At 72.1% G+C, this 18,635-nt stretch carries 20 protein-coding genes; 11 read left to right on the top strand and 9 right to left on the bottom strand.

The annotated features are described in order from the left end of the window. Window positions 1–31 precede the first annotated feature (31 nt). From HUT10_RS35340 to HUT10_RS35325, 4 genes are all read left to right on the top strand, one after another. A complete protein-coding gene (locus tag HUT10_RS35340; RefSeq protein WP_176175149.1) occupies window positions 32–817 on the top strand; it encodes an IclR family transcriptional regulator in 786 nt (261 codons plus the stop codon). 31 nt (window positions 818–848) lie between these two features. After that, window positions 849–1,352: a GNAT family N-acetyltransferase gene (locus HUT10_RS35335; protein ID WP_254897160.1), complete on the top strand. Its 504-nt coding sequence runs from the start codon at window positions 849–851 to the stop codon at window positions 1,350–1,352. A 133-nt stretch (window positions 1,353–1,485) separates the two neighbouring features. Then, on the top strand, window positions 1,486–1,683 hold the full coding sequence (locus HUT10_RS35330; protein ID WP_004561810.1) for a hypothetical protein: 198 nt from the start codon (window positions 1,486–1,488) through the stop codon (window positions 1,681–1,683). Next, window positions 1,683–2,099: a VOC family protein gene (locus HUT10_RS35325; protein ID WP_217709788.1), complete on the top strand. Its 417-nt coding sequence runs from the start codon at window positions 1,683–1,685 to the stop codon at window positions 2,097–2,099. The genes HUT10_RS35330 and HUT10_RS35325 overlap by 1 nt, the downstream gene beginning before the upstream one ends. Window positions 2,100–2,253: 154 nt before the next feature. Here HUT10_RS35325 and HUT10_RS35320 read toward each other — a convergent pair whose 3' ends face one another. The 3 genes from HUT10_RS35320 to HUT10_RS35310 all read right to left on the bottom strand — a co-directional run bounded on the left by HUT10_RS35320 (window position 2,254) and on the right by HUT10_RS35310 (window position 5,808). Continuing rightward, window positions 2,254–3,522 (bottom strand): aspartate aminotransferase family protein, encoded by a 1,269-nt coding sequence (locus tag HUT10_RS35320; RefSeq protein WP_176175147.1) that lies wholly within the window; start codon window positions 3,520–3,522, stop codon window positions 2,254–2,256. 93 nt (window positions 3,523–3,615) lie between these two features. Then, a complete protein-coding gene (locus tag HUT10_RS35315; protein ID WP_176175146.1) occupies window positions 3,616–4,797 on the bottom strand; it encodes a CaiB/BaiF CoA-transferase family protein in 1,182 nt (393 codons plus the stop codon). Window positions 4,798–4,830: 33 nt separating this feature from the next. Continuing rightward, window positions 4,831–5,808, bottom strand: coding sequence for a DUF5937 family protein (locus HUT10_RS35310; RefSeq protein WP_176175145.1), 978 nt, complete (start codon window positions 5,806–5,808; stop codon window positions 4,831–4,833). A gap of 86 nt (window positions 5,809–5,894) precedes the next feature. On the opposite strand from HUT10_RS35310, the gene HUT10_RS35305 reads away from it, so the two are divergent. Next, window positions 5,895–6,119: a hypothetical protein gene (locus HUT10_RS35305; protein WP_254897159.1), complete on the top strand. Its 225-nt coding sequence runs from the start codon at window positions 5,895–5,897 to the stop codon at window positions 6,117–6,119. Here HUT10_RS35305 and HUT10_RS35300 read toward each other — a convergent pair. Genes HUT10_RS35300 through HUT10_RS35275 form a run of 6 tightly spaced genes read right to left on the bottom strand, consistent with a single transcriptional unit; the run spans window position 6,070 to window position 14,133 of the window. Beyond that, window positions 6,070–6,786 carry a GntR family transcriptional regulator gene (locus HUT10_RS35300; RefSeq protein ID WP_176175144.1) on the bottom strand — a complete coding sequence of 239 codons (717 nt, stop codon included), beginning with the start codon at window positions 6,784–6,786 and terminating at the stop codon, window positions 6,070–6,072. The genes HUT10_RS35305 and HUT10_RS35300 overlap by 50 nt on opposite strands. A gap of 4 nt (window positions 6,787–6,790) precedes the next feature. Then, on the bottom strand, window positions 6,791–7,576 hold the full coding sequence (locus tag HUT10_RS35295) for an SDR family NAD(P)-dependent oxidoreductase (RefSeq protein WP_176175143.1): 786 nt from the start codon (window positions 7,574–7,576) through the stop codon (window positions 6,791–6,793). Between the two features lie 2 nt (window positions 7,577–7,578). Further along, on the bottom strand, window positions 7,579–9,279 hold the full coding sequence (locus HUT10_RS35290; protein WP_176175142.1) for a hydantoinase B/oxoprolinase family protein: 1,701 nt from the start codon (window positions 9,277–9,279) through the stop codon (window positions 7,579–7,581). After that, window positions 9,276–11,294, bottom strand: coding sequence for a hydantoinase/oxoprolinase family protein (locus tag HUT10_RS35285; RefSeq protein ID WP_176175141.1), 2,019 nt, complete (start codon window positions 11,292–11,294; stop codon window positions 9,276–9,278). Before HUT10_RS35285 ends, HUT10_RS35290 begins: the two co-directional genes overlap by 4 nt. Further along, complete coding sequence (locus HUT10_RS35280; protein ID WP_303246998.1) at window positions 11,291–12,913, bottom strand: thiamine pyrophosphate-binding protein; 1,623 nt, start codon at window positions 12,911–12,913, stop codon at window positions 11,291–11,293. Before HUT10_RS35280 ends, HUT10_RS35285 begins: the two co-directional genes overlap by 4 nt. A 44-nt stretch (window positions 12,914–12,957) precedes the next feature. After that, on the bottom strand, window positions 12,958–14,133 hold the full coding sequence (locus tag HUT10_RS35275; protein WP_254897158.1) for an FAD-binding oxidoreductase: 1,176 nt from the start codon (window positions 14,131–14,133) through the stop codon (window positions 12,958–12,960). Window positions 14,134–14,213: 80 nt separating this feature from the next. Between HUT10_RS35275 and HUT10_RS35270 the strand changes: the two genes are divergently transcribed. The 6 genes from HUT10_RS35270 to pqqB all read left to right on the top strand — a co-directional run bounded on the left by HUT10_RS35270 (window position 14,214) and on the right by pqqB (window position 18,625). Further along, complete coding sequence (locus HUT10_RS35270) at window positions 14,214–15,578, top strand: wax ester/triacylglycerol synthase family O-acyltransferase (protein ID WP_176175140.1); 1,365 nt, start codon at window positions 14,214–14,216, stop codon at window positions 15,576–15,578. Window positions 15,579–15,706: 128 nt separating this feature from the next. Continuing rightward, window positions 15,707–15,793 carry a pyrroloquinoline quinone precursor peptide PqqA gene (gene pqqA / locus HUT10_RS35265; RefSeq protein ID WP_043776987.1) on the top strand — a complete coding sequence of 29 codons (87 nt, stop codon included), beginning with the start codon at window positions 15,707–15,709 and terminating at the stop codon, window positions 15,791–15,793. Between the two features lie 3 nt (window positions 15,794–15,796). Beyond that, the gene (gene pqqC / locus HUT10_RS35260; RefSeq protein WP_176175139.1) at window positions 15,797–16,486 is read left to right on the top strand and encodes a pyrroloquinoline-quinone synthase PqqC; all 690 of its coding nucleotides are present in this window, start codon (window positions 15,797–15,799) and stop codon (window positions 16,484–16,486) included. Next, entirely contained in the window at window positions 16,483–16,749 is a 267-nt protein-coding gene (gene pqqD, locus HUT10_RS35255) for a pyrroloquinoline quinone biosynthesis peptide chaperone PqqD (protein ID WP_176175138.1), read from the top strand. Before pqqC ends, pqqD begins: the two co-directional genes overlap by 4 nt. Further along, window positions 16,740–17,804 (top strand): pyrroloquinoline quinone biosynthesis protein PqqE, encoded by a 1,065-nt coding sequence (gene pqqE / locus HUT10_RS35250; protein ID WP_176175137.1) that lies wholly within the window; start codon window positions 16,740–16,742, stop codon window positions 17,802–17,804. Before pqqD ends, pqqE begins: the two co-directional genes overlap by 10 nt. Further along, window positions 17,801–18,625, top strand: coding sequence for a pyrroloquinoline quinone biosynthesis protein PqqB (pqqB, locus tag HUT10_RS35245; protein ID WP_176175136.1), 825 nt, complete (start codon window positions 17,801–17,803; stop codon window positions 18,623–18,625). Before pqqE ends, pqqB begins: the two co-directional genes overlap by 4 nt. Window positions 18,626–18,635: the final 10 nt, after the last annotated feature.

Here is an 18,635-nt window from a genome sequence, read left to right as displayed (position 1 = left end):
AGGTAGTTTTTGTCTCACCGAGAGGGCTACGATGACGCCTGCCGTCAGCACCGCCGACGGTTCCGCCACCACTTCACCGCGCCGCACCCCGGGAGCCAGCAGTTCCCGCAAGGTTCTCCAGCTGCTGCTGGCCTTTTCGGAGCGCCGGTGGGAGGCGAGCGTCGCCGAGCTGGCCGCGACGATCGGCACCCCGGTGGCGACGACATACCGGTACGTGGCCCTCCTCAAGGAGCTGCAGCTGCTCGAGGAGGGCCGCGCCGGCCACTACCACCTGACCAGCCAGGTGATGCCGCTGGCGCGGGCCGCGCAGCTGGCGAACGACATGGTCCGGCTGGCGCGGCCGTCGATGGAGGAAGCCGCGCGGGAGCTCGGCGAGACGGTGATGCTGTTCCAGCGGTTCGGCGACGCCGCGGTGTGCGCGGACCGCGTCGAGTGCGACCGCGCCATGCGGTTCACGTTCGAGCCGGGGCATTCGCTGCCGCTCGGGGTGGGCGCGTCCGGCAAGATGCTGCTCGCGCTGCTGCCGGAGATCGAGCGGGAACGGCGCTGGGCGGCGATCGTCGAAGAGCGCGGCGCCGCGGTGCGCGACGAGCTGAAGTGGGCGCTGGAGAACCGGTACGCGGTCAGCTCCGGCGAGCTCGACGAAGGCGTCTGGGCGTGTTCGGTGCCGGTGCAGACGATCGGCAGGCGGCCCACGGTGCTGAGCCTGGCCGGCCCGGCCGCCCGGATCACCGAAGAGGCCCGGCAGGCGGCCATCACCGCGCTGCAGGAGTACGCGGTCCGCATCCAGCGGGCGATCTCGTCTTATTCGCTGTGAGAAACCCGCGCGGGCGCGTAGAACTGCCTGCGTGATCCGGCTCGCGCACCCCGAGGACCTGCCCGCGCTCGTCGACGTCGAAGTCGAGGCCGGCGCCCTGTTCCGCGAGGTCGGCATGGCCGCGATCGCCGACGACGACCCGGGATCGGTGGCGGAACTGGCGGCGTACCAGTCGGCCGGGCGCGCGTGGGTGAGCGTCGACGCCGAAAACCGGCCGGTGGGCTACCTCGTCGCGGACGTCGTCGACGGGTGCGCGCACATCGAGCAGGTCTCGGTCCGGCCGTCCCACGCGCGGCGGGGCATCGGCCGCGCGCTGATCGAGACCCTGGCGGAGTGGGCGGCCGAGTGCGGGCTGCCGGCGTTGACGCTGACGACGTTCGAATCCGTGCCGTGGAACGCGCCGTACTACGAGCGGCTGCGGTTCCGGGTGATCCCGGACGCGGAAATCGGCGCCGGACTGCGCTCGATCCGCCGCGCCGAAGCCGCCCGCGGCCTCGACACCTGGCCGCGTGTCGCCATGATCCGACCGCTCTGACCTGCGGTTTCTTTCTTCGGTCCCCTAGTTGGGGGAGAGACTGGCGCGGTCGGTCGAACATGTGTTCTACTGTGCCTGCCGGTCCCGGAGGGGGAAGCTCCGAGGGCCGGCCCACCAACTTCGGGAGGTAGTAGTGGCGGTCAAGATCACCCACCTGACGAACGGCCAGCAGGTCCGCTTCGCCAACGCCGACGGCGCCCGCCGGTACGCCGAGATCATGGGCGGCGGCGTGGACAAGTGGCGCTTCACGGTCGTGCCCGAGGACCCGATGCTCCGGAAAATGTCGGACTCGGTCGTTAATGTGCCGGTATGGCGTATGACTTCCAGGTAGTGGTGGATGCGGCCGACCCGCACGTGCTCGCCGACTGGTGGGCCGAGACGCTCGGCTGGTCCGTGGAGCCGACGGACGAGGGCTTCGTCCGCGAGATGATCGCGAAGGGGTATGCCAAGGAGGAGGAGACCCGCACCTACCGGGGGTCGCTGGTGTGGCGCACCGGAGCGGGGATCCGCCACCCGGACTCGCCACCGGACGGGCCACCGCGGCGGATCCTCTTCCAGGAAGTACCGGAGGCGAAGACGGTGAAGAACCGCGTCCACGTGGATGTGTGGGTGGGCGCGGACAACGTCGAGGCAACGGTCGAGAAGCTGAAGGCGCGCGGGGCGGAGTTCCTGTGGCGGGGGCGGCAGGGGCCGCACAGCTGGGTGACGATGGCCGACCCGGAGGGGAACGAGTTCTGCGTTTCTTGAGCCGAGCCTGCCGGGCCGGCGGCGGGCTGGGGGCCGCCGCCGGCCCGGCAGGTGAGATCGGGGCCCGGTCACGCGAATTCCGGCTTCGATCACGCGAGATCCGGGCTCGATCACGAGTCCCGGGCGCAATCACGCCAGCGCCACCGGCGCGAGCTCAGACCTGCGCCGCCAAGCGGTCCAAAGCCTTCGGCAGGGCCGCCGCCAGGAGGTCCAGCTCCGGTTCCGCCGCCACCAATGGCGGCGAAACCGCCACGCCCCGGCCCAGGTTCCGGACGATCACGCCCTCGTCGCGGCACGCCCGCTGCAGCTTCACCGGGGCTCCCGGGTCCGCGTCCACGATCTCCGCCTTCAGCTCCACCGCCGCCAGGAAGCCCACGCCCGCACGGACCTCCGCCACCAACGCGTGCCCACTGACCCCCGATACCGCGTCCGCCAGGGGTTTCTCCAGCTCGCGGCCTCGCGGGATCAAGCCTTCGCGCTCGTAGATGTCCAACGTTGCCAGCCCCGCCGCGCAGGCCACCGGGTGGCCCGCGTACGTCGGTCCGTGGCGGAAGATCGGGGCTCCCGGCTTGCCCGTGAAGAACGGCGCCGCCACCTCCGGTGCCACCACCAGCGCTCCCAGCGGGACCGTTCCGCCCGTGATGCCCTTCGCCGTCGTGATCAGGTCCGGCTTGACCGGCCACCGGTCGATCCCGAACCACGTCCCCAGCCGGCCCCAAGCCGCGATCACGCAGTCCGCCACGAACAGCACCTCGTGCCGGCGGCAGATCGCCGCCACCTCCTCGAGGTAGCCCTCCGGCGGCAGCAGCACGCCGCCCGCGCCGATCACCGGCTCGCAGAAGAACGCCGCGACGCGGGCGGCGCCCACCCGCAGGATCTCCGCCTCCAGCGCGGCCGCGTCGTCGTACGGGACGTGCGAGAACTCCGGCGGCTGCGGGCCGACGCCCGCCGCGTTCGCCGGGATGCCGCCGACCGCCGTGCCGAAGCCGTGCGTTCCGTGGTAGCCCTGCGCGCGGCCGATCACGTGGACCTTCTCCGGACGGCCTGTCTGCACGAAGTACGCCCGGGCCAGCTTCACCGCCGTGTCGATGACGTCGCCGCCGCCGGAACCGAAGAACACCTTCGACCCCGGCTCCGGCGCCAGGGCCGCGACGCGGTCCGCCAGCTCGATCGCCGGGCGGTTCGCGTTGTAGCCGAACAGGTTCCACGAGTCGAGCGCCCCCAGCTGGCGGGAGACGGCCTCGGTGATCTCCGGACGGCCGTGGCCGAAGTTCGCGTACCAGAGCGACGCCGTCGCGTCGAAGTACCTGCGGCCCGCTTCGTCCCAGACGTACGAGCCCTCGCCTCGGGTGATGACCATCCGGTCGCTGTCGACCGCGCCCATGTCGGCGAACGGGTGCCACAGGGCGTGCTGTGCTGACATCGGTCCTCCTCGCTCCTGCCCCCATCCCTACCAGGGCGAAGCGCCGAAAGCGACCACTCCATCGTGCACAGTTCGCCTCGGGAAACCGGCCGGTCAGTCCAGGAACTCCGCGATCTCCGCCGGCGAGTAACCCAGCTCGGCGAGCACCTCCGCGGTGTGCTGGCCCAGGGTCGGCGGGGCGGACGTCGGCCGCGCCGGGGTGTCCGACGCCTTCACCGGGAAGCCCGTGCCCACGTACGTCCCCAGCGTCGGGTGCGGCAGCCGGACCACCTGCTCGCGCGCCTGGACCCACGGGTCCGCGTAGACGTCGTCGACCTCGTTGACCGGCGCCGCCGGGATGCCCGCCGCGTCGAACGCCTTCATCCACTCCGCCGCCGGGCGGGTCAGGAGCACCGGTTCCAGCAGCGCGTTCAGCTCGTCCCGGTGGGCAGCGCGCAGGGCGTTCGAGGAGAACCGCGGGTCGGCCGCGATGTCCAGGCCCAGCACCCCGCAGAACGCGTGCCACAGCTTCTCGCTGCCGACCGCGATGACCAGCCAGCCGTCGGCGACGTGGTAGCCCTGGTACGGGACGATGCTCGGGTGCGCCGAGCCCATCCGGCGCGGGCGGGGCGCGTCGTGGAACACCGCGCCCGCGGCGTACACGTGCCAGGCCAGCTGACTGTCCAAAAGGGACACGTCGAGGTACTGGCCGCGGCCGGTCGTGTGCCGGGCCTGCAACGCCATCAGCACGCCGATGATCGCCCACGTCCCCGCGTTCAGGTCGGCCACCGGCAGCCCGACCTTCGCCGGCCCGCCGTCCGGCTCGCCGGTCAGCGACATCACGCCGCCCATGGCCTGCGCCACCAGGTCGTACCCGGCGCGGTCGCGGTACGGGCCGGTCTGCCCGAACCCGGTGATCGACACGTGGATCAGCCGCGGGTTCAGCGCGGACAGCTCCTCGTAGCCGATGCCCCACTTCTCCAGCGTCCCCGGCCGGAAGTTCTCGACGAGCACGTCGGCCCCGGCGACCAGCCGCCGGAGGGCATCGCGGCCGCGGTCGCTCTTGAGGTCGAGCACGATCCCGCGCTTGTTCCGGTTCGCCGCGAGGTAGTAGACGGCCTCGTCGCCGACGAACGGCGGTCCCCAGCCGCGGGTGTCGTCGCCGTGGCCCGGCGGCTCGACCTTGACCACGTCCGCACCCATCTCGCCGAGGTACTGGGTGCAGTACGGCCCGGCGAGGATGCGCGAGAGGTCGACGACCTTGATCCCGTCGAGCGGGCGGACAGCAGGGGGCATCGGCGGCTCCTCGTCAGGCGGTTCGGTCCCTTTCTACCCGGACTCGAGGAGCACGACGGCCTGTGCGGTCCGCCGGTAGAGCACGTACCGGCCGTCCCGGACCTTGCTGACCAGGCCCGCCCGGTGCAACGCGCTCAGGTGGTACGACACCGTGCCCGCGCTGTACCCGGTCCGCGCGGCCAGCTCCGAGGTCGACCGCGCGGACGAGAGGTCGGCCAGCAGCGCCGCCCGGGCCGCGCCGACGACCGGTGCGATCCGGCCCGGCCGGTGGCCGGCGCCGGTGCCGACGCCCTGGGCCGGGTAGCAGAGGACGACCTGGCCGGGGATGTCGATCTGGATGCTGATGACCGGCCAGCTGAGCACGCCGGGGGCCAGGACCAGCTCCCGGCCGGAGACATCGGCCTCGCCGTCGAACGGCTTGACGACCGTGATCGCGTCACCGGCCCAGCCGATGGACGGGTGCAGGCTGTCGAGCACCCCGCCGACGCCGTGGCGGGCGATGTACTGCGCGCGGTGGGTGATGTCCCGGTCGAGGACCGTCTGCAGGCCGGCCCAGTCCTCGGCGAGCGCGTCGCGCCAGAACCGGGCGAGGCCGTTGGCCAGCCGCCGGGGCATCGACCCCGACTCGACGCTGCGGCGGGCGGTCACCGGCACGGGCCTGGTCCAGTGGACCTGCGTGTGGGCGAGCACCTGGGTCTCGACCTCGTCCTGCGTGGTCGCCTCGATCCGCGCGATCTGCTCGTCGAGCAGCTCACGCGGCCGGGTGGCCGTGCCCGGCTGCGGGGTGAGCAGGTCCGGCGTGTAGACCTCGCCGGGGCGCGGCAGCAGGTCCAGGAGCAGGGCGACGTCGGGGTGGGCGAGCGCACCGCGGGCGAGCGGGCCGGGATCGCCGAACACCGGGTGCCTGCCCGCGTCGGCGGCGAGCTTCAGCCAAGCGAGGGACTCCGCCGCCAGTGACGGGGAAAACCGTGTCCTGGCCACCGTCTCGGCATCGACCCGCAGCTTGAACACCCAAGCGAAGGTAGCAGGCGGAACGGTCGATTTGAACCGATTCGAATCCTTTCCGGTCGGCGGTTCCCGCGGGGTTGAGTGGGGTGGTGAGCTTCCGACGTGCGACGACCACCGCCGCCGTGGCCGCCGTGCTGCTCGCCTCGGTACCGGCCACCCCGGCGCGCGCCGATGGTCCGGCCGCCGGCTACCGCACGTGTTCCCTCTTCGGCACCATCGCCCACCAGAGCTGGGTCGCCGACGCCGTCGGGCGCTACCACCCCGTCACGATCCGCCGGCCGTACCGCCTGACCGTCGTGTTCCCGGTGCACTGAGCTCGAGCAGCCGGACCTCGGCGTCACGCAGGTAGCGGTCCAGCGCGGCCTCCGCCGCGTCGAACCGGCCGCGGCGCAGGTCGCGCAGGATCTGCTCGTGACAGTCGAGGAACGGCTCGTAGAACGCGCGCGTGTTCTCGTTGAGCACGAAGAACAGCCGCGTCTCGGCGAGCACCTGGCGCATCGTCGCGGAGAGGCGCTCGCTGCCCGCCAGGTCGGCGAGCGCCTGGTGGAAGTGGATGCTGGCGGTGCCGACCGACGGCCAGTCCTCGGCTTCGGCCGCCTCCCGGCCGTCCGCCAGCGCCCGCTCCACCGGCGAAAGATCCACAGTGGACAGCTCGGCCGCGCGCCGCAGGGCACCGCACTCGGTGGTGCGGCGGACGACGTAGAGGTCCTCGATGTCCTCAGTGGTCAGCTCGCGCACGAACACGCCGCGGTTCAGCTCGTGCACGGCCAGCCGCTCGTGGGCCAGCAGCTGGAACGATTCGCGCAGCGTGTTGCGCGAGACGCCGAGCGCCGCGCTGATCGCCGGTTCGGACAGCCGTTCGCCGGGGGCGAAGACGCCGTCGGTGATGTACTGGCGCAGGATCGCGGCGACCCGCTCGGCCGTGCCGCTGCGCTCGAGCAGGTGCCGCGCGCTCTCCAGCCCCGAGGCATCGACGGTCACGGCGCTACCTGACGCCGAGCTCGAAATCGAGGCTGTACCGGTTGCCCGGCATCGCCCCCGCGGCCTTCGCGCCGTCGATCGGCAGCACTACGCCGTTGACGAACCTCGACTCGTCACTGGCCAGGAAGACCACGGCCTTCGCGACCTCCCACGCCTCGCCGACGCGCGCGGCGGGCGTGCTCGCGACCAGCTGGTGCTGCTTGGTCTCGAACTCCTCCGGCGAGTTGAGCGTGCTGCGCAGCATGTCGGTGTCGATCGCGCCCGGGTTGACCGTGTTGGCCCGGATGCCCTGGTGCGCGTGCGCGACGGCGATCGACTTCGTCAGCCCGACCAGCGCGTGCTTGGTGGCGTTGTACACCGGGTCGCCGGGGCGGCCCATCACGCCGCCGTTGGACGACGTCGTGACGATGCTGCCCGCCTTCTGCGCGATCATGTGCGGCAGCACCGCGCGGGTGCCGAGGAAGGCGGCCCGCACGTTGAGCGCGAAGATGTGGTCGAACTCCGCCAGCGTGGTGTCCACGAGGGACTTCCCGAGGTGGATGCCGACGTTGTTGAACAGCACGTCGATCCGGCCGGCCTCGGCGATGACACCGTCGACGAACGCGGCCACCGCGGCCTCGTCGGTGGCGTCCACTATGGAGTGACGGTAGCCGTCGACCGCCTCCGCGGGCTCGCGGATGTCGGAAGCGAAGACCGTCGCACCCTCGGCGAGGAACTCCTTCACGGTGGCGAGGCCGATGCCCCGCGCGCCGCCGAAGACCACCGCAACCTTGCCGGCCAACCGACCCATGCTCACTGCCCTGCTCTCAGTCGTGCTGTCTGCTCTTCGTCCACCGCGTAGTCCTCGGGGAGCCGGACGAGCGCGTCCGCGTCCCCGAGGTACCGCACTTCGACGCCGTACACCTCGCGTGCCGCCGCCACCGAGACGTAGCCCTCGACGACGTCGGTGAACACCGCCGCCACCGGCCGCTCGTGCGGCGGCCCGTACCCGCCGCCGCCCGGCAGCGTGACGTCCACGACGGACTCCGCGGGCGGCGTCACCCGGCTCTTGGCGGGCAGGTCCGGCCCGCCGTGGAGGCCGAACCGGCCCGGCGCGCCGGGCCTGCCGCCGTCCACGCCGGACGCGGCGGCGCGCACCCGGTCGACATTGCCGTTGACGCTCCACGAAGGCACGCCGGGTGCGCCCATCGTGGTCACCTGTCCGAGTCCGCCGCGGAACCGGCCCGCGCCGCCGGAGTCGACGCGCAGCTCGCGCGTGTGCTGGACCAGCGGCGCCATCGTCTCGATGACCTCGGTCGGCGTCGAGCGCAGGCCGCTCGGGAACCCCGTGGTGGACAGGCCGTCCTTGCCGGGCCGCGCGCCGGTGCCACCGGTCTGGAAGACGTTGAGCATGAACCCGGGCCCGCGCCAGATGGTCATCCACAGCGCGTCCGCGCTCGGCGCGATCGCCGTGCCCGGCAGCGCGCCGATCAGCAGAGACGGCAGGAAGTGGCCGATCAGGTGCCGGGAGGCGACCGGGGCCGGCGGCAGGCAGTTCAGCACCGAGCCCTCGGGCGCGGTGACGTGCACCGGCCGGAAGGACCCGGCGTTGTGCGGCACCTCCGGCGAGATCGCCGCCTTGACCGCGAACGAGGCGTACGCCCGGGTGTAGTTCAGCACGACGTTGATCCCCCGGCGGCTCTGCGGTGAGGAACCCGCGAAGTCGAGGTGGATCTCGTCACCGTCCACAGTGGCTGCAACGCGCAGGACGATCTCTTCGTCCTCGAAGCCGTCGGTGGCGATCTCGTTGGTGTACGTGCCGTCGGGCAGCTTCCGCAGCGCGTCGCGCAACGCCCGCTCCGAGCGGTCCATGATCTCGGCGGCGACGTCGTCGAGGCTGTCGAGGCCGAGTTCGTCCAGCAGCCGCAGCAGGCTTGCCGCGCCGACCTCGTTGCCGGTGACCTGCGCGTACAGGTCGCCGATGGTCTCTTCCGGCGTCCGGACGTTCGCCCGGATCAGCCGCTCCAGGTCGGTGTTGACCTCGCCCGCGCGGAGGAACTTCAGGATCGGCAGGCGCAGGCCCTCTTCGAAGACCTCGTGGGCTTCGGCGGAGACCAGCCGCCCGCCGATGTCCGGCGCGTGGCAGCAGGACGCGAACCACGCGACCAGCCGGCCGCCGCGGAACACCGGGGTCGCCACCGTGATGTCGTTGATCTGGCCCGCGGTCTGCCAGGGGTCGTTGGTGAGCAGCACGTCCCCGGGTTCGAGCGTCTCCGGCGGGTACGCCGCGACGAAGTGGTGCATGCCGGTCGCCATCGCGTTGATGTGCCCCGGCGTGCCGCCGACGGACTGGCCGATCATCTCCCCGCGCGAGTCGAACACCGCGCAGGCGAGGTCGAGCGACTCGCGCACGACCGCGGAGAAGGCCGTGTTGACCAGCGCGTTCTGCTGCTCGGCGAGGATCGAGTGCAGGCGGTTGCCGAACAGCCCGGCCAGGATCGGGTCGACACTCACACCGTCACCTCCAGCGAGCCGTCGGCCCGGACCACGCAGGACGCGCCCGGCGGGACGACCACAGTGGACTCGCGTTCCTCCACGATGGCCGGTCCGTCGACTCGCGCCCCGGGCTCGAGCCGGTACCGGTCGAACACAGCCGTGTCGACAAATCCACCAGTCGACGGGAACCAGGCACGACGGGTGCCCTTGCGCGGCTCCCCGGAAGAAGCCGAGGTCAACCGCAGTGTCACCGCCGGTTTCGGCCCGCTCGAGACGACCCGCCAGTTCAGCACCTCGACACCGACCTCGGGCCCACTGCGCTGATAGAGCGCGCGGTAGGTGCGGGTGAACTCGTCGATCAACGTTCCCGGCCAGGGTCCGTCGTGGACCGGAACACGGATCTCGTAGCCCTGCCCGGCGTAGCGCATCTCGGCGATGCGCCGGTGCGTCACCTCGTCCACTCCGGACTTCGCCAGCAGCGCTTCGCCCTCGGCCTCCATCTCGGCGAACAGCGCGTTGACCTGTTCCCAGGTGAGGTCGTGCACGGCCGAGCGAGCTGAGCGCACGAAGTCGAACGCCAGCGGCGCGGTGAGGAACCCGGCCGCGCTCAGCACCCCGGCGGCGGGCGGCGCGACGACCGAAGGCGCCCCGAGTGCTCGCGCGACGCCGACGCCGTGCACCGGACCCGCCCCGCCGAAGGTGTACATCGGCAGCTTCGCCGGGTCGTGCCCGCGCTCGACGGCGTGCACGCGGGCGGCGTTGGCCATGTCCTCGTTGACGCTCGTGTGGATGCCCCACGCGGCTTCTTCGACGCTCACGCCCAGCGGCGCGGCGATCTTCCCGGCGATCGCCGCCTTCGCGGCCTCGGCGTCCAGGCGCATCTCGCCGCCGAGGAAGTAGCCCGGGTCGAGGTAGCCGAGCACCAGGTCGGCGTCGGTCACCGTGGGCTCGGTGCCGCCGCGCGCGTAACAGACCGGGCCGGGCTCGGACCCGGCCGAGTCGGGTCCGACGGTCAGCAGGCCGAGCGCGTCGATCCGGGCGATCGAACCGCCGCCGACGCCGATCTCGATCATGTCCGTGACCGGCACCTGCACCGGCAGCCCGGAACCCGGCAGCAGGCGGTACTTGCGGTCCACTTCGAACTGGTGCGTCACCAGCGGTGCGCCGCCGGCGATCAGGCACAGCTTCGCCGTGGTGCCGCCCATGTCGAAGGCCAGCAGGTCCGGCGGGCCCAGCTCCGCGGCCGCCAGCGCGCCACCGGCCGGGCCGGACTCGAGGATGCGGATCGGGTGCCGGGCCGCGGTGTCCACTGTGGCCAGACCGCCGTTGGACAGCATGATGTGCGGTGCGCGGGTGATCCCCAGCCGGTGCAGCCGCTGTTCGAGGTCGCGCAGGTAGCGTTCGGTGAGGTCCTGGACGTAGACGTTGGCCACCGTCGTCGACGTCCGCTCGAATTCGCGGATTTCGGGGACCACGTCCGAGGACAGCGCCACCCGGAGCGAGGGCGCGACCTCGGCGAGGATCTCGCCCACCCGGCGCTCGTGCGCGGGATTGGTGAAGGCGTGCAGGAAGCAGACCGCGACGGCCTCGATCCCGCGCGCCGCCAGCTCCCGGCCGAGCCGGGCGGCGAAGGACTCGTCGAGTCCGGTGTGGACGGACCCGTCGGCGAGGATCCGCTCCGGGACGTCGAACCGCAGGTGCCGCGGGACGAGCGGCGCGGGCAGCTCCAGCTGCAGGTCGTAGAGCTCGTACCGGTGCTCGCGGCGCATCTCCAGGACGTCGCGGAAGCCCGCGGTGGCCAGCAGCGCCGTCCGCGAGCCCTTCCGTTCGATGAGCGCGTTCGTGACCAGCGTCGTCCCGTGCACGACCTGTTCGACGGCCGAGAGGTCCGGCAGCAGGGCCGCCAAGCCCTCCTCGACCGCACGGGCCGGCTCGTCGTGCGTGGTCAGGACCTTGCCGACGGCGACGATCCCGGTCTCGTCCACCGCGCAGAGATCGGTGAAGGTGCCGCCGATGTCGACGCCGATCCTCATGTCCGGTACCACCGCGGCGAGGTGTTCAGCGGCGGCTTCAGCTTGGCCTTCACCACCAGCACGTTCGGCTCGTCGGACTCGACGAACTCGCCGAGCAGCCGCCGGAACGCCCGCCCGAAGCCGGAGACGCGATCGGCGTGCACCCCGAACGACCGGGCCAGTCCGACGAAGTCCGGGCTGTCCCAGTCGACGCCGCGGTGCGGCAGGCCCTCGCGGTCCTGGTCGTAGCGGAGCATCCCGTAGCCGCCGTCGTCGACCAGGACGACGGTGACCGGCAGCTGCTCCTGGGCGAGCGTGGCCAGGTCGCCGCAGTTGTAGAGGAACCCGCCGTCACCGGTGATGCAGATGGCGCGCCCGGTGCCGGCGGCGGCCGCGCCGAGCGAGGCCGGGAAGCCGTAGCCGAGGGTGCCCCAGCCCATCGGGTAGGCGAGCTTGCGCGGCGCCCGCACCCGGTGGAAGCCGCCGACCCAGTAGCCGGCCACGCACATGTCCGAGACCAGCACCGCGTCCGTCGGCAGCACCTCGTCCAAAGTGGACAGGAAGTCGTAGGCCTGCGGTTCCTCGTCGCGGATCCGCTGGCGCACGCGGCGGCCGATGCCGGCCAGCCGCAGCGTGATGTCGTCGAGCCCGTCCCGCTGCTTCGGCAGCAGCCGCTCGACGATCGAGCGCGCGTCCCCGACCAGCGTCAGGTCAGGCTGGTAGTTCTTGGCGGCGTCGTCGGCGTCGACGTTGACCGCGATCAGCTTCGGCGGCTTCGGCATCCGCCAGTTCTGCGTCATCAGGCCGTCGAAGTCGGTGCCGATGGCCAGCACGACGTCGGCCTCGTCCCACAGCTCGCCGACCTCCGGCGTGTGCACCGGGTTCGGCGCCAGGCACGGGTGGTCGAGCGGGAGCAGCCCGCGGGCGGCGAACGTGGTGATCACCGGCGCGGCGAGCTTCTCGGCGAGCGCCCCGATCGCCTCACCCGCGCCCGAGCGCAACGCGCCGCCGCCGGCCCAGATCAGCGGGTGGTTCGCGTCGGACAGCATCGCCTCGGCGCGCGCGAGGTCGGGGACGTCGACGTCGGGCTTGCGGTGCGGCGCGGGCGGACGCCGGTGCGGCACCTGTTCGCGCAGGTAGTCGGTGGGCACGCCGAGGTAGACCGGGCCGCTCTGCGGCAGCTGCGCGAGCCGGGCGGCGCGGTGCACGGTGGTGCCGATCTGGTCGGGCGCGCGCACGGTGAAGCCGCCCTTGGTCACCGGGGCGAACATCGCCTGCTGGTCGGACGTCTCGTGCAGCACGCCGCGGACGACGCCGGGCCGCCGCAGCGTCGAGGGGATGTCGGTGGCGATGACCAGCACCGGGGCCGCGGACGCCATGGCCTCGCCGACCGCACCGAGCGTGTTCGCCGCGCCCGGGCCGGTGGTGACCAGCGCGACGCCGAGCTTGCCGGTGGCGCGGGCGTAGCCGTCGGCGGCGTACCCCGCGGTCTGTTCGTGGCGGACGCCGACGAGCTTGATGCGGGTTTCACCGAGTGCCTCCCACAGTGGCAGGTTGTGCACCCCCGGGAGGCCGAAGACGATCTCCGTTCCGAGCGCTTCCAGCGCGTCCACCAGCTCCCGAGCACCACTCACAGCCACGGGCCGGATACTGCCAGATCGTTCAACGATCTGGCAATCGGCCCCTAGACGATGTTGTGTTCCGCACTCGTGGCGCCTCCGGCGAACCGCCGGACGTCGAGCTCGGTGATGTCCACCGCCGGCCGTCGGCCCAGGTAGAGGTCACGGACCAGCTCGCCGGTGGCCGGGCCCATCTGGAAGCCGTGGCCCGAGAAGCCGGTCGCGTAGATGAACCGCGACAGCAGGACGCTTTCCCCGATGATCTGGTTGCGGTCCGGCGTCATTTCGTACAGCCCGGCCCACGCGGTCCGGATACCGGTGTCGAGCACGGCGGGGAGCCGGCGCCCCGCCAGCTCGGCCAGCCGCGGCAGCCACTCGCCCGGCTCGTACCGCGTGTCGAAGCCCGGGAAGCCTTCGTCTTCGGAGAACGACATCGCCAGGCCCGGCCCTTCGCGGTGGAAGTAGAAGGCCGACGGCATCTCGATGGTGAGCGGAACCGCTTCCGGCAGCCCGGGCACCGGCCCGGTGAACACGACCTGCCGCCGGTACGGGCGCACCGGCAGGTCCAGCCCGGCCAGCTCGCCGATCCGGCCCGACCACGCGCCCGCCGCGCACACGATCGCGCCGGTCCGGACGAACCCCGCCGTCGTCACGACGCCGGTCAGCGCATCGCCGTCGCGCTCGATCCCGGTGACCTCGACACCGGTGCGCAGCTTCGCGCCGAGCGCGCGGGCCGCTTTCGCGTAGCCCTGGACGACCGCGTCCGGCGTCGCCTTGGCGTCGTCCGGCGACCAGAGCGCGGCCACGACCCCGTCGGTCGCCACCAGCGGGAGCACCTTGTTCACTTCGGCCGGGTCGAGCAGGTGGCTGCGGACGCCGTACTCCCGCTGGAGCTCGGCGCAGCGTTCGAAGGCGGGCACGTCGGCCGGGTCGGTGACGAGGTAGAGGTAGCCGTCGCGGCGGAAGTCGATCTCGGTGCCGAAGTCGCGGAAGAAAGCGCTGTACCCGGCCAGCCCGCGCAGGCCGAGCTCGACGTTGACGCGGCTGGTGAACGACGACCGGATGCCGCCCGCCGCCTTCGCCGTCGAACCTTCGCCGAGGCCGCCGCGCTCGAGCAGCAGGACGTCGACGCCGGCCTCGGCCAGCCGGAACGCGCAGCTGACGCCGATGACACCACCGCCGATCACGACGCACTCGGCCATCGGTGGCAATGACGTTTCCCCTGCGCCGCGGCCGGTCATACTCGCCAATGTAGAACGTGATCCACCGACGGCCACCGAGCGCGTAGAGTCGGCGTGCCGAGCTCGAGAGGTGATGTCCCATGGCGATGATGCCCGTGACCGATTCGATGTTCCTCCTCGTCGAAACGCGCGAGCATCCGATGCACGTGGGCGGTCTGCAGCTGTTCAAGAAACCCGACGGTGCCGGCGACGACTACCTCCGTGACGTCCGCAAGAGCCTGCTCGAATCGGACAACATGCGCACGGTGTTCCGGCGCCGCCCCGGCCGGCCGGTCAACACCGTCGGGCACGTCGCCTGGTCGACCGACGCCGACCTCGAGCTCGACTACCACTTCCGGCACTCGGCGCTGCCGCAGCCGGGGCGCATCCGCGAGCTGCTGGAGCTGACCGGCCGCTGGCACAGCACCCTGCTCGACCGGCACCGCCCGCTCTGGGAAACCCACCTGATCGAAGGGCTGGCCGACGGCCGGTTCGCCGTCTACACCAAGGTCCACCACGCGCTGATGGACGGCGTCTCGGCCCTGCGCCAGCTGCAGGGCACGCTGTCGGACGACCCGGCCGACCTGGACTGCCCGCCGTGGTGGGGCACCCGGCGCAAGCCCGGCGAAGAGCGCGAGAAGCGCCCGCGGTCGCTGCTCGGGACGGCCCGGAAGACGGCCAACCAGCTGGCGAGCCTGGCGCCGGCCGCGATGAAGGTCGCGCGGGAGGCGTTCGGCGAGCACACCATCACCCTGCCGGGCCAGGCGCCGAAGACGATGCTCAACGTGCCGATCGGCGGCGCGCGCCGGTTCGCGGCGCAGTCGTGGTCCCTGGACCGCGTCCGGCAGGTGGCGACCGCGGCCGGTGTGTCGCGCAACGACGTCGTGCTCGCGATGTGCTCGGGCGCGCTGCGGGACTACCTCATCGAGCAGCGCGCGCTGCCGGACGCGCCGCTGATCGCGATGGTGCCGGTTTCGCTGCGCCGCCAGAACGATCCCGGCGAGGCGGCGGGCAACAACATCGGCGCGCTGCTGTGCAACCTGGCCACCGACCTGCCGGACGCGGGCAAGCGGCTCGTCACGATCCACCAGTCGATGCGCAACGGCAAGCGGCTGTTCTCGGAGCTGACGCCGTTGCAGACGCTGCTGCTCTCGGCGGTGAACGTCGCCCAGCTCGGCGTCTCGCCGATCCCGGGCGTCGTCAAGAACACGCGGCCGCCGTTCAACCTGGTGATCTCGAACGTCCCCGGCCCGCGCAAGCAGATGTACTGGAACGGCGCCCAGCTCGACGGCATCTACCCGGCTTCGGTGCTGCTCGACGGCCAAGCCGTGAACATCACGCTGACGAGCAACGGCGACAACCTCGATTTCGGCGTCACCGGCTGCCGCCGGAGCGTCCCGCACCTGCAGCGGATCCTGACACACCTCGACACGGCACTGGTGGAACTCGAAGCTGCGGTAAGGTAGCCCGCTCATCGGCACGCTTGCTCCCCCATCGGAAGGAAACTTTCCGAAAGCGCGGCGACAATCCTGGTCAGGCGGCTCTTCCGGCTCCTAGGGTGGCGACGATCAGCCCCGGAGAAGAGGAGCAGGCCATGACCGAGGAATGGACGACCCCGGACTTCGTCGAGTACGAAACCCCGATGGAGGTCACCGCCTACGCGGCCCGCATGGCGGACTGACGGATGCCGGTCGGGCCACTCCCGGAAAGCGCATTCATCGAGGCCCTGCGCGGTCTTTCCGGCCGGTACTGGGGAACGCACCCGTTCCACCGCCGGCTGCACGCGGGCGAGCTCGACGAGCGCGCGCTGCGGATCTGGGCGGCGAACCGCTGGTACTACCAGTGCGTGCTGCCGCAGAAGGACGCGGCGATCATCAGCAACTGCCCGGTGCCGGAGATCCGCCGCCAGTGGCTCGACCGGATCGTCTACCACGACGGCGAGAGCGCCGGCACCGGCGGGACCGAACGCTGGCTGCGCCTCTGCACGGCGGTCGGCCTCGACCGCGACGAGGTGCTCGACGAGCGGCACGTCGTTCCCGGTGTCCGGTTCGCCGTCGACGCCTACGTGAGCTTCGCGCGGACGAAACCGTGGTGGGAGGCCGTCGCGTCGGGACTGACCGAGATGTTCGCTGGGCACCTGATGCAGCAGCGGGTGGCGGACATGCTCGCGCACTACTCGTGGATCGCCCCGGCGGACCTCGCCTACTTCACCAACCGCATCGACAAGGTCTCCGGCGAGGGCAAGGACACCCTCGACATCGTGGTCCGCCACTGCGTCACGCGTGAACAGCAGGACCGCGCGATCGCCGCGCTGGCGTTCAAGTGCGACGTGCTGTGGTCGATGCTGGACGCGATCGAACGGGCGGCCGCGTGATCACCGCCGAGTCCGTCCCGCAGCTGCGCCGCGGCGTGCGGCTGTCCTTCGACCACGTCCGGGAGACGCACGTGCTGCTGTTCCCCGAGGGCGTCCTGGTGCCGAACGCCACCGCGGCCGCGGTCCTGGAGCTCTGCGACGGCGCCCGGTCCGTCACCGACATCACGACGGCGCTTTCCCGGCGCTACTCCGGTGTGGTCGCCGAAGACGTCCTTTCCGTGCTGGCCCGGCTGGGCGAACGGCGGGTCGTCGCATGGACGTGAGCCCGCCGCTCGGCCTGCTGGCCGAGCTGACCCACCGCTGTCCGCTGCACTGCCCGTACTGCTCGAACCCGGTGGAGCTGACCGCCCGCGCCGCCGAGCTGTCCACAGAGGACTGGTTGTCGGTGCTGTCGCAGGCGCGGGAACTGGGTGTGCTGCAGGTGCACATGTCCGGCGGCGAGCCGTTGCTGCGGCCGGACCTGCCCGCACTGGTCGAGCACGCTCATCGGCTCGGCTGCTACGTCAACCTGGTCACTTCGGGCCTCGGCCTGACGGCTTCGCGGCTCGACGACCTCGTTTCGCGGGGGCTGGCCCACGTCCAGCTGTCGGCGCAGGGCGCGACCCGGGAGCGGGCCGACCTGCTGGCCGGGGCGAAGGCCCACGACCGGAAGCTCGCCGCGGCTTCCCTGGTGAAGGAGGCCGGGCTGCCGCTGTCGCTGAACGTCGTGCTGCACCGGCAGAACCACGACCAGCTGGCCGGGATCATCGAGCTGGCCGAGCGGATGGGCGCGGACCGGCTGGAGCTGGCGAACACGCAGTACTACGGCTGGGCGTTGCGCAACCGGGACGCGCTGATGCCGACGGCAGGCCAGCTGGCGGCCGCCGAGCCGGTGGTGCGCGCGGCGGTGGCACGGCTGCGGGGGACGATGGAGATCGTCTACGTCGTCGCGGACTACCACGAGCCGTACCCGAAGCCGTGCATGTACGGCTGGGGCGCGCGGCAGCTGACCGTGGCGCCGGACGGGACGGTGCTGCCCTGCCCGGCGGCGTCGGCGATCTCGACGCTTTCGCTGTCTTCGGTCCGGGACACGCCACTGGCCGAAATCTGGTACCGGTCGTCGTCGTTCAACGCCTACCGCGGCGAGGAGTGGATGAGCGAGCCGTGCCGCACGTGCGACCGCCGCGGGCTCGACTTCGGCGGCTGCCGCTGCCAGGCGTTCCTGCTCACCGGCGACGCCGCGGCCACGGACCCGGTGTGCTCGCGGTCGCCGGAGCGTGGCGTGGTCGACCTGGTCCTTTCACGCCCGCCGGTCGCCGACCTGGTCATGCGCCGGTGAAGGTGATCCTGCTCGGCACCGCGGCGGGCGGCGGGTGTCCACAGTGGAACTGCGCGTGCCGCCTGTGCACCGCGGACCTGCCGCCGCGCACGCAGGACTGCGTGGCGATCAGCGCGGACGGCGACGGCTGGTACCTGCTGAACTGCTCGCCGGACATCCGGGCCCAGCTCCTCGCCACACCGGAGCTGCGGGCCGGGCCGGGGCCGCGCGAGATCCCGCTGCGCGGGGTGCTGCTGACGGACGCCGAGCTCGATCATTCGCTGGGCCTGCTGATGCTGCGCGAGTCGGGCGGGCTCCCGGTGTGGGCGCCGCCGGCCGTGTTGTCGGCGCTGACGCCGTTCTTCGCGGTGCTGGACGGCTACGGCGGCTGGACGTATTCGTCCGATGTGGACATTCCGGGGCTGCGGGTCGAGGCGCTGCCGGTGAGCGACAAGCGGCCGAAGTACGCTTCCGGCTCCGGCGGGCCCTGGGTGGTCGCCTACCGCATCTCGGACCCGGCGACGGGCGGGGTGCTGGTGTACGCGCCGTGCCTGCGGAGCTGGCCGCCGGGGTTCGACGAGTTCGTGGCGGACGCCTCGCTCGTGTTGCTGGACGGGACGTTCCACGCGCCGGACGAGATGGCCGGCGTCGGCGGACCGGACCAGCTCGCGATGGGCCACCTGCCGATCACGGCGAGCCTGCCCCGGGTGGCGGGGCGGCGCTGGGCGTACACGCACCTGAACAACACGAACCCGGTGCTCGACCCGGCGTCACCCGAGCACGCCGCCGTGCTGGCCGCCGGCGCGTCGCTCCCGGGAGACGGCACACGCTTCTCGCTCTGACCCCCAAATA

The sequence above is a fragment of the Amycolatopsis sp. Hca4 genome, from assembly GCF_013364075.1.
Lineage (GTDB): Bacteria > Actinomycetota > Actinomycetes > Mycobacteriales > Pseudonocardiaceae > Amycolatopsis.
The sequence above is the reverse complement of the archived record's forward strand: the minus strand, read 5'-3'. Positions and strand labels throughout refer to the sequence as shown.

Excerpts from the sequence above, each read along its gene's own strand:
- HUT10_RS35285 (WP_176175141.1), bottom strand. The coding sequence starts at position 11,294 with ATGAGGATCGGCGTCGACATCGGCGGCACCTTCACCGATCTCTGCGCG.
- pqqE (WP_176175137.1), top strand. The coding sequence starts at position 16,740 with ATGGACGTGAGCCCGCCGCTCGGCCTGCTGGCCGAGCTGACCCACCGC.
- pqqC (WP_176175139.1), top strand. The coding sequence starts at position 15,797 with ATGCCGGTCGGGCCACTCCCGGAAAGCGCATTCATCGAGGCCCTGCGC.
- HUT10_RS35320 (WP_176175147.1), bottom strand. The coding sequence starts at position 3,522 with ATGTCAGCACAGCACGCCCTGTGGCACCCGTTCGCCGACATGGGCGCG.
- pqqA (WP_043776987.1), top strand. The coding sequence starts at position 15,707 with ATGACCGAGGAATGGACGACCCCGGACTTCGTCGAGTACGAAACCCCG.
- HUT10_RS35270 (WP_176175140.1), top strand. The coding sequence starts at position 14,214 with ATGGCGATGATGCCCGTGACCGATTCGATGTTCCTCCTCGTCGAAACG.
- HUT10_RS35340 (WP_176175149.1), top strand. The coding sequence starts at position 32 with ATGACGCCTGCCGTCAGCACCGCCGACGGTTCCGCCACCACTTCACCG.
- HUT10_RS35315 (WP_176175146.1), bottom strand. The coding sequence starts at position 4,797 with ATGCCCCCTGCTGTCCGCCCGCTCGACGGGATCAAGGTCGTCGACCTC.
- HUT10_RS35295 (WP_176175143.1), bottom strand. The coding sequence starts at position 7,576 with ATGGGTCGGTTGGCCGGCAAGGTTGCGGTGGTCTTCGGCGGCGCGCGG.
- HUT10_RS35275 (WP_254897158.1), bottom strand. The coding sequence starts at position 14,133 with ATGACCGGCCGCGGCGCAGGGGAAACGTCATTGCCACCGATGGCCGAG.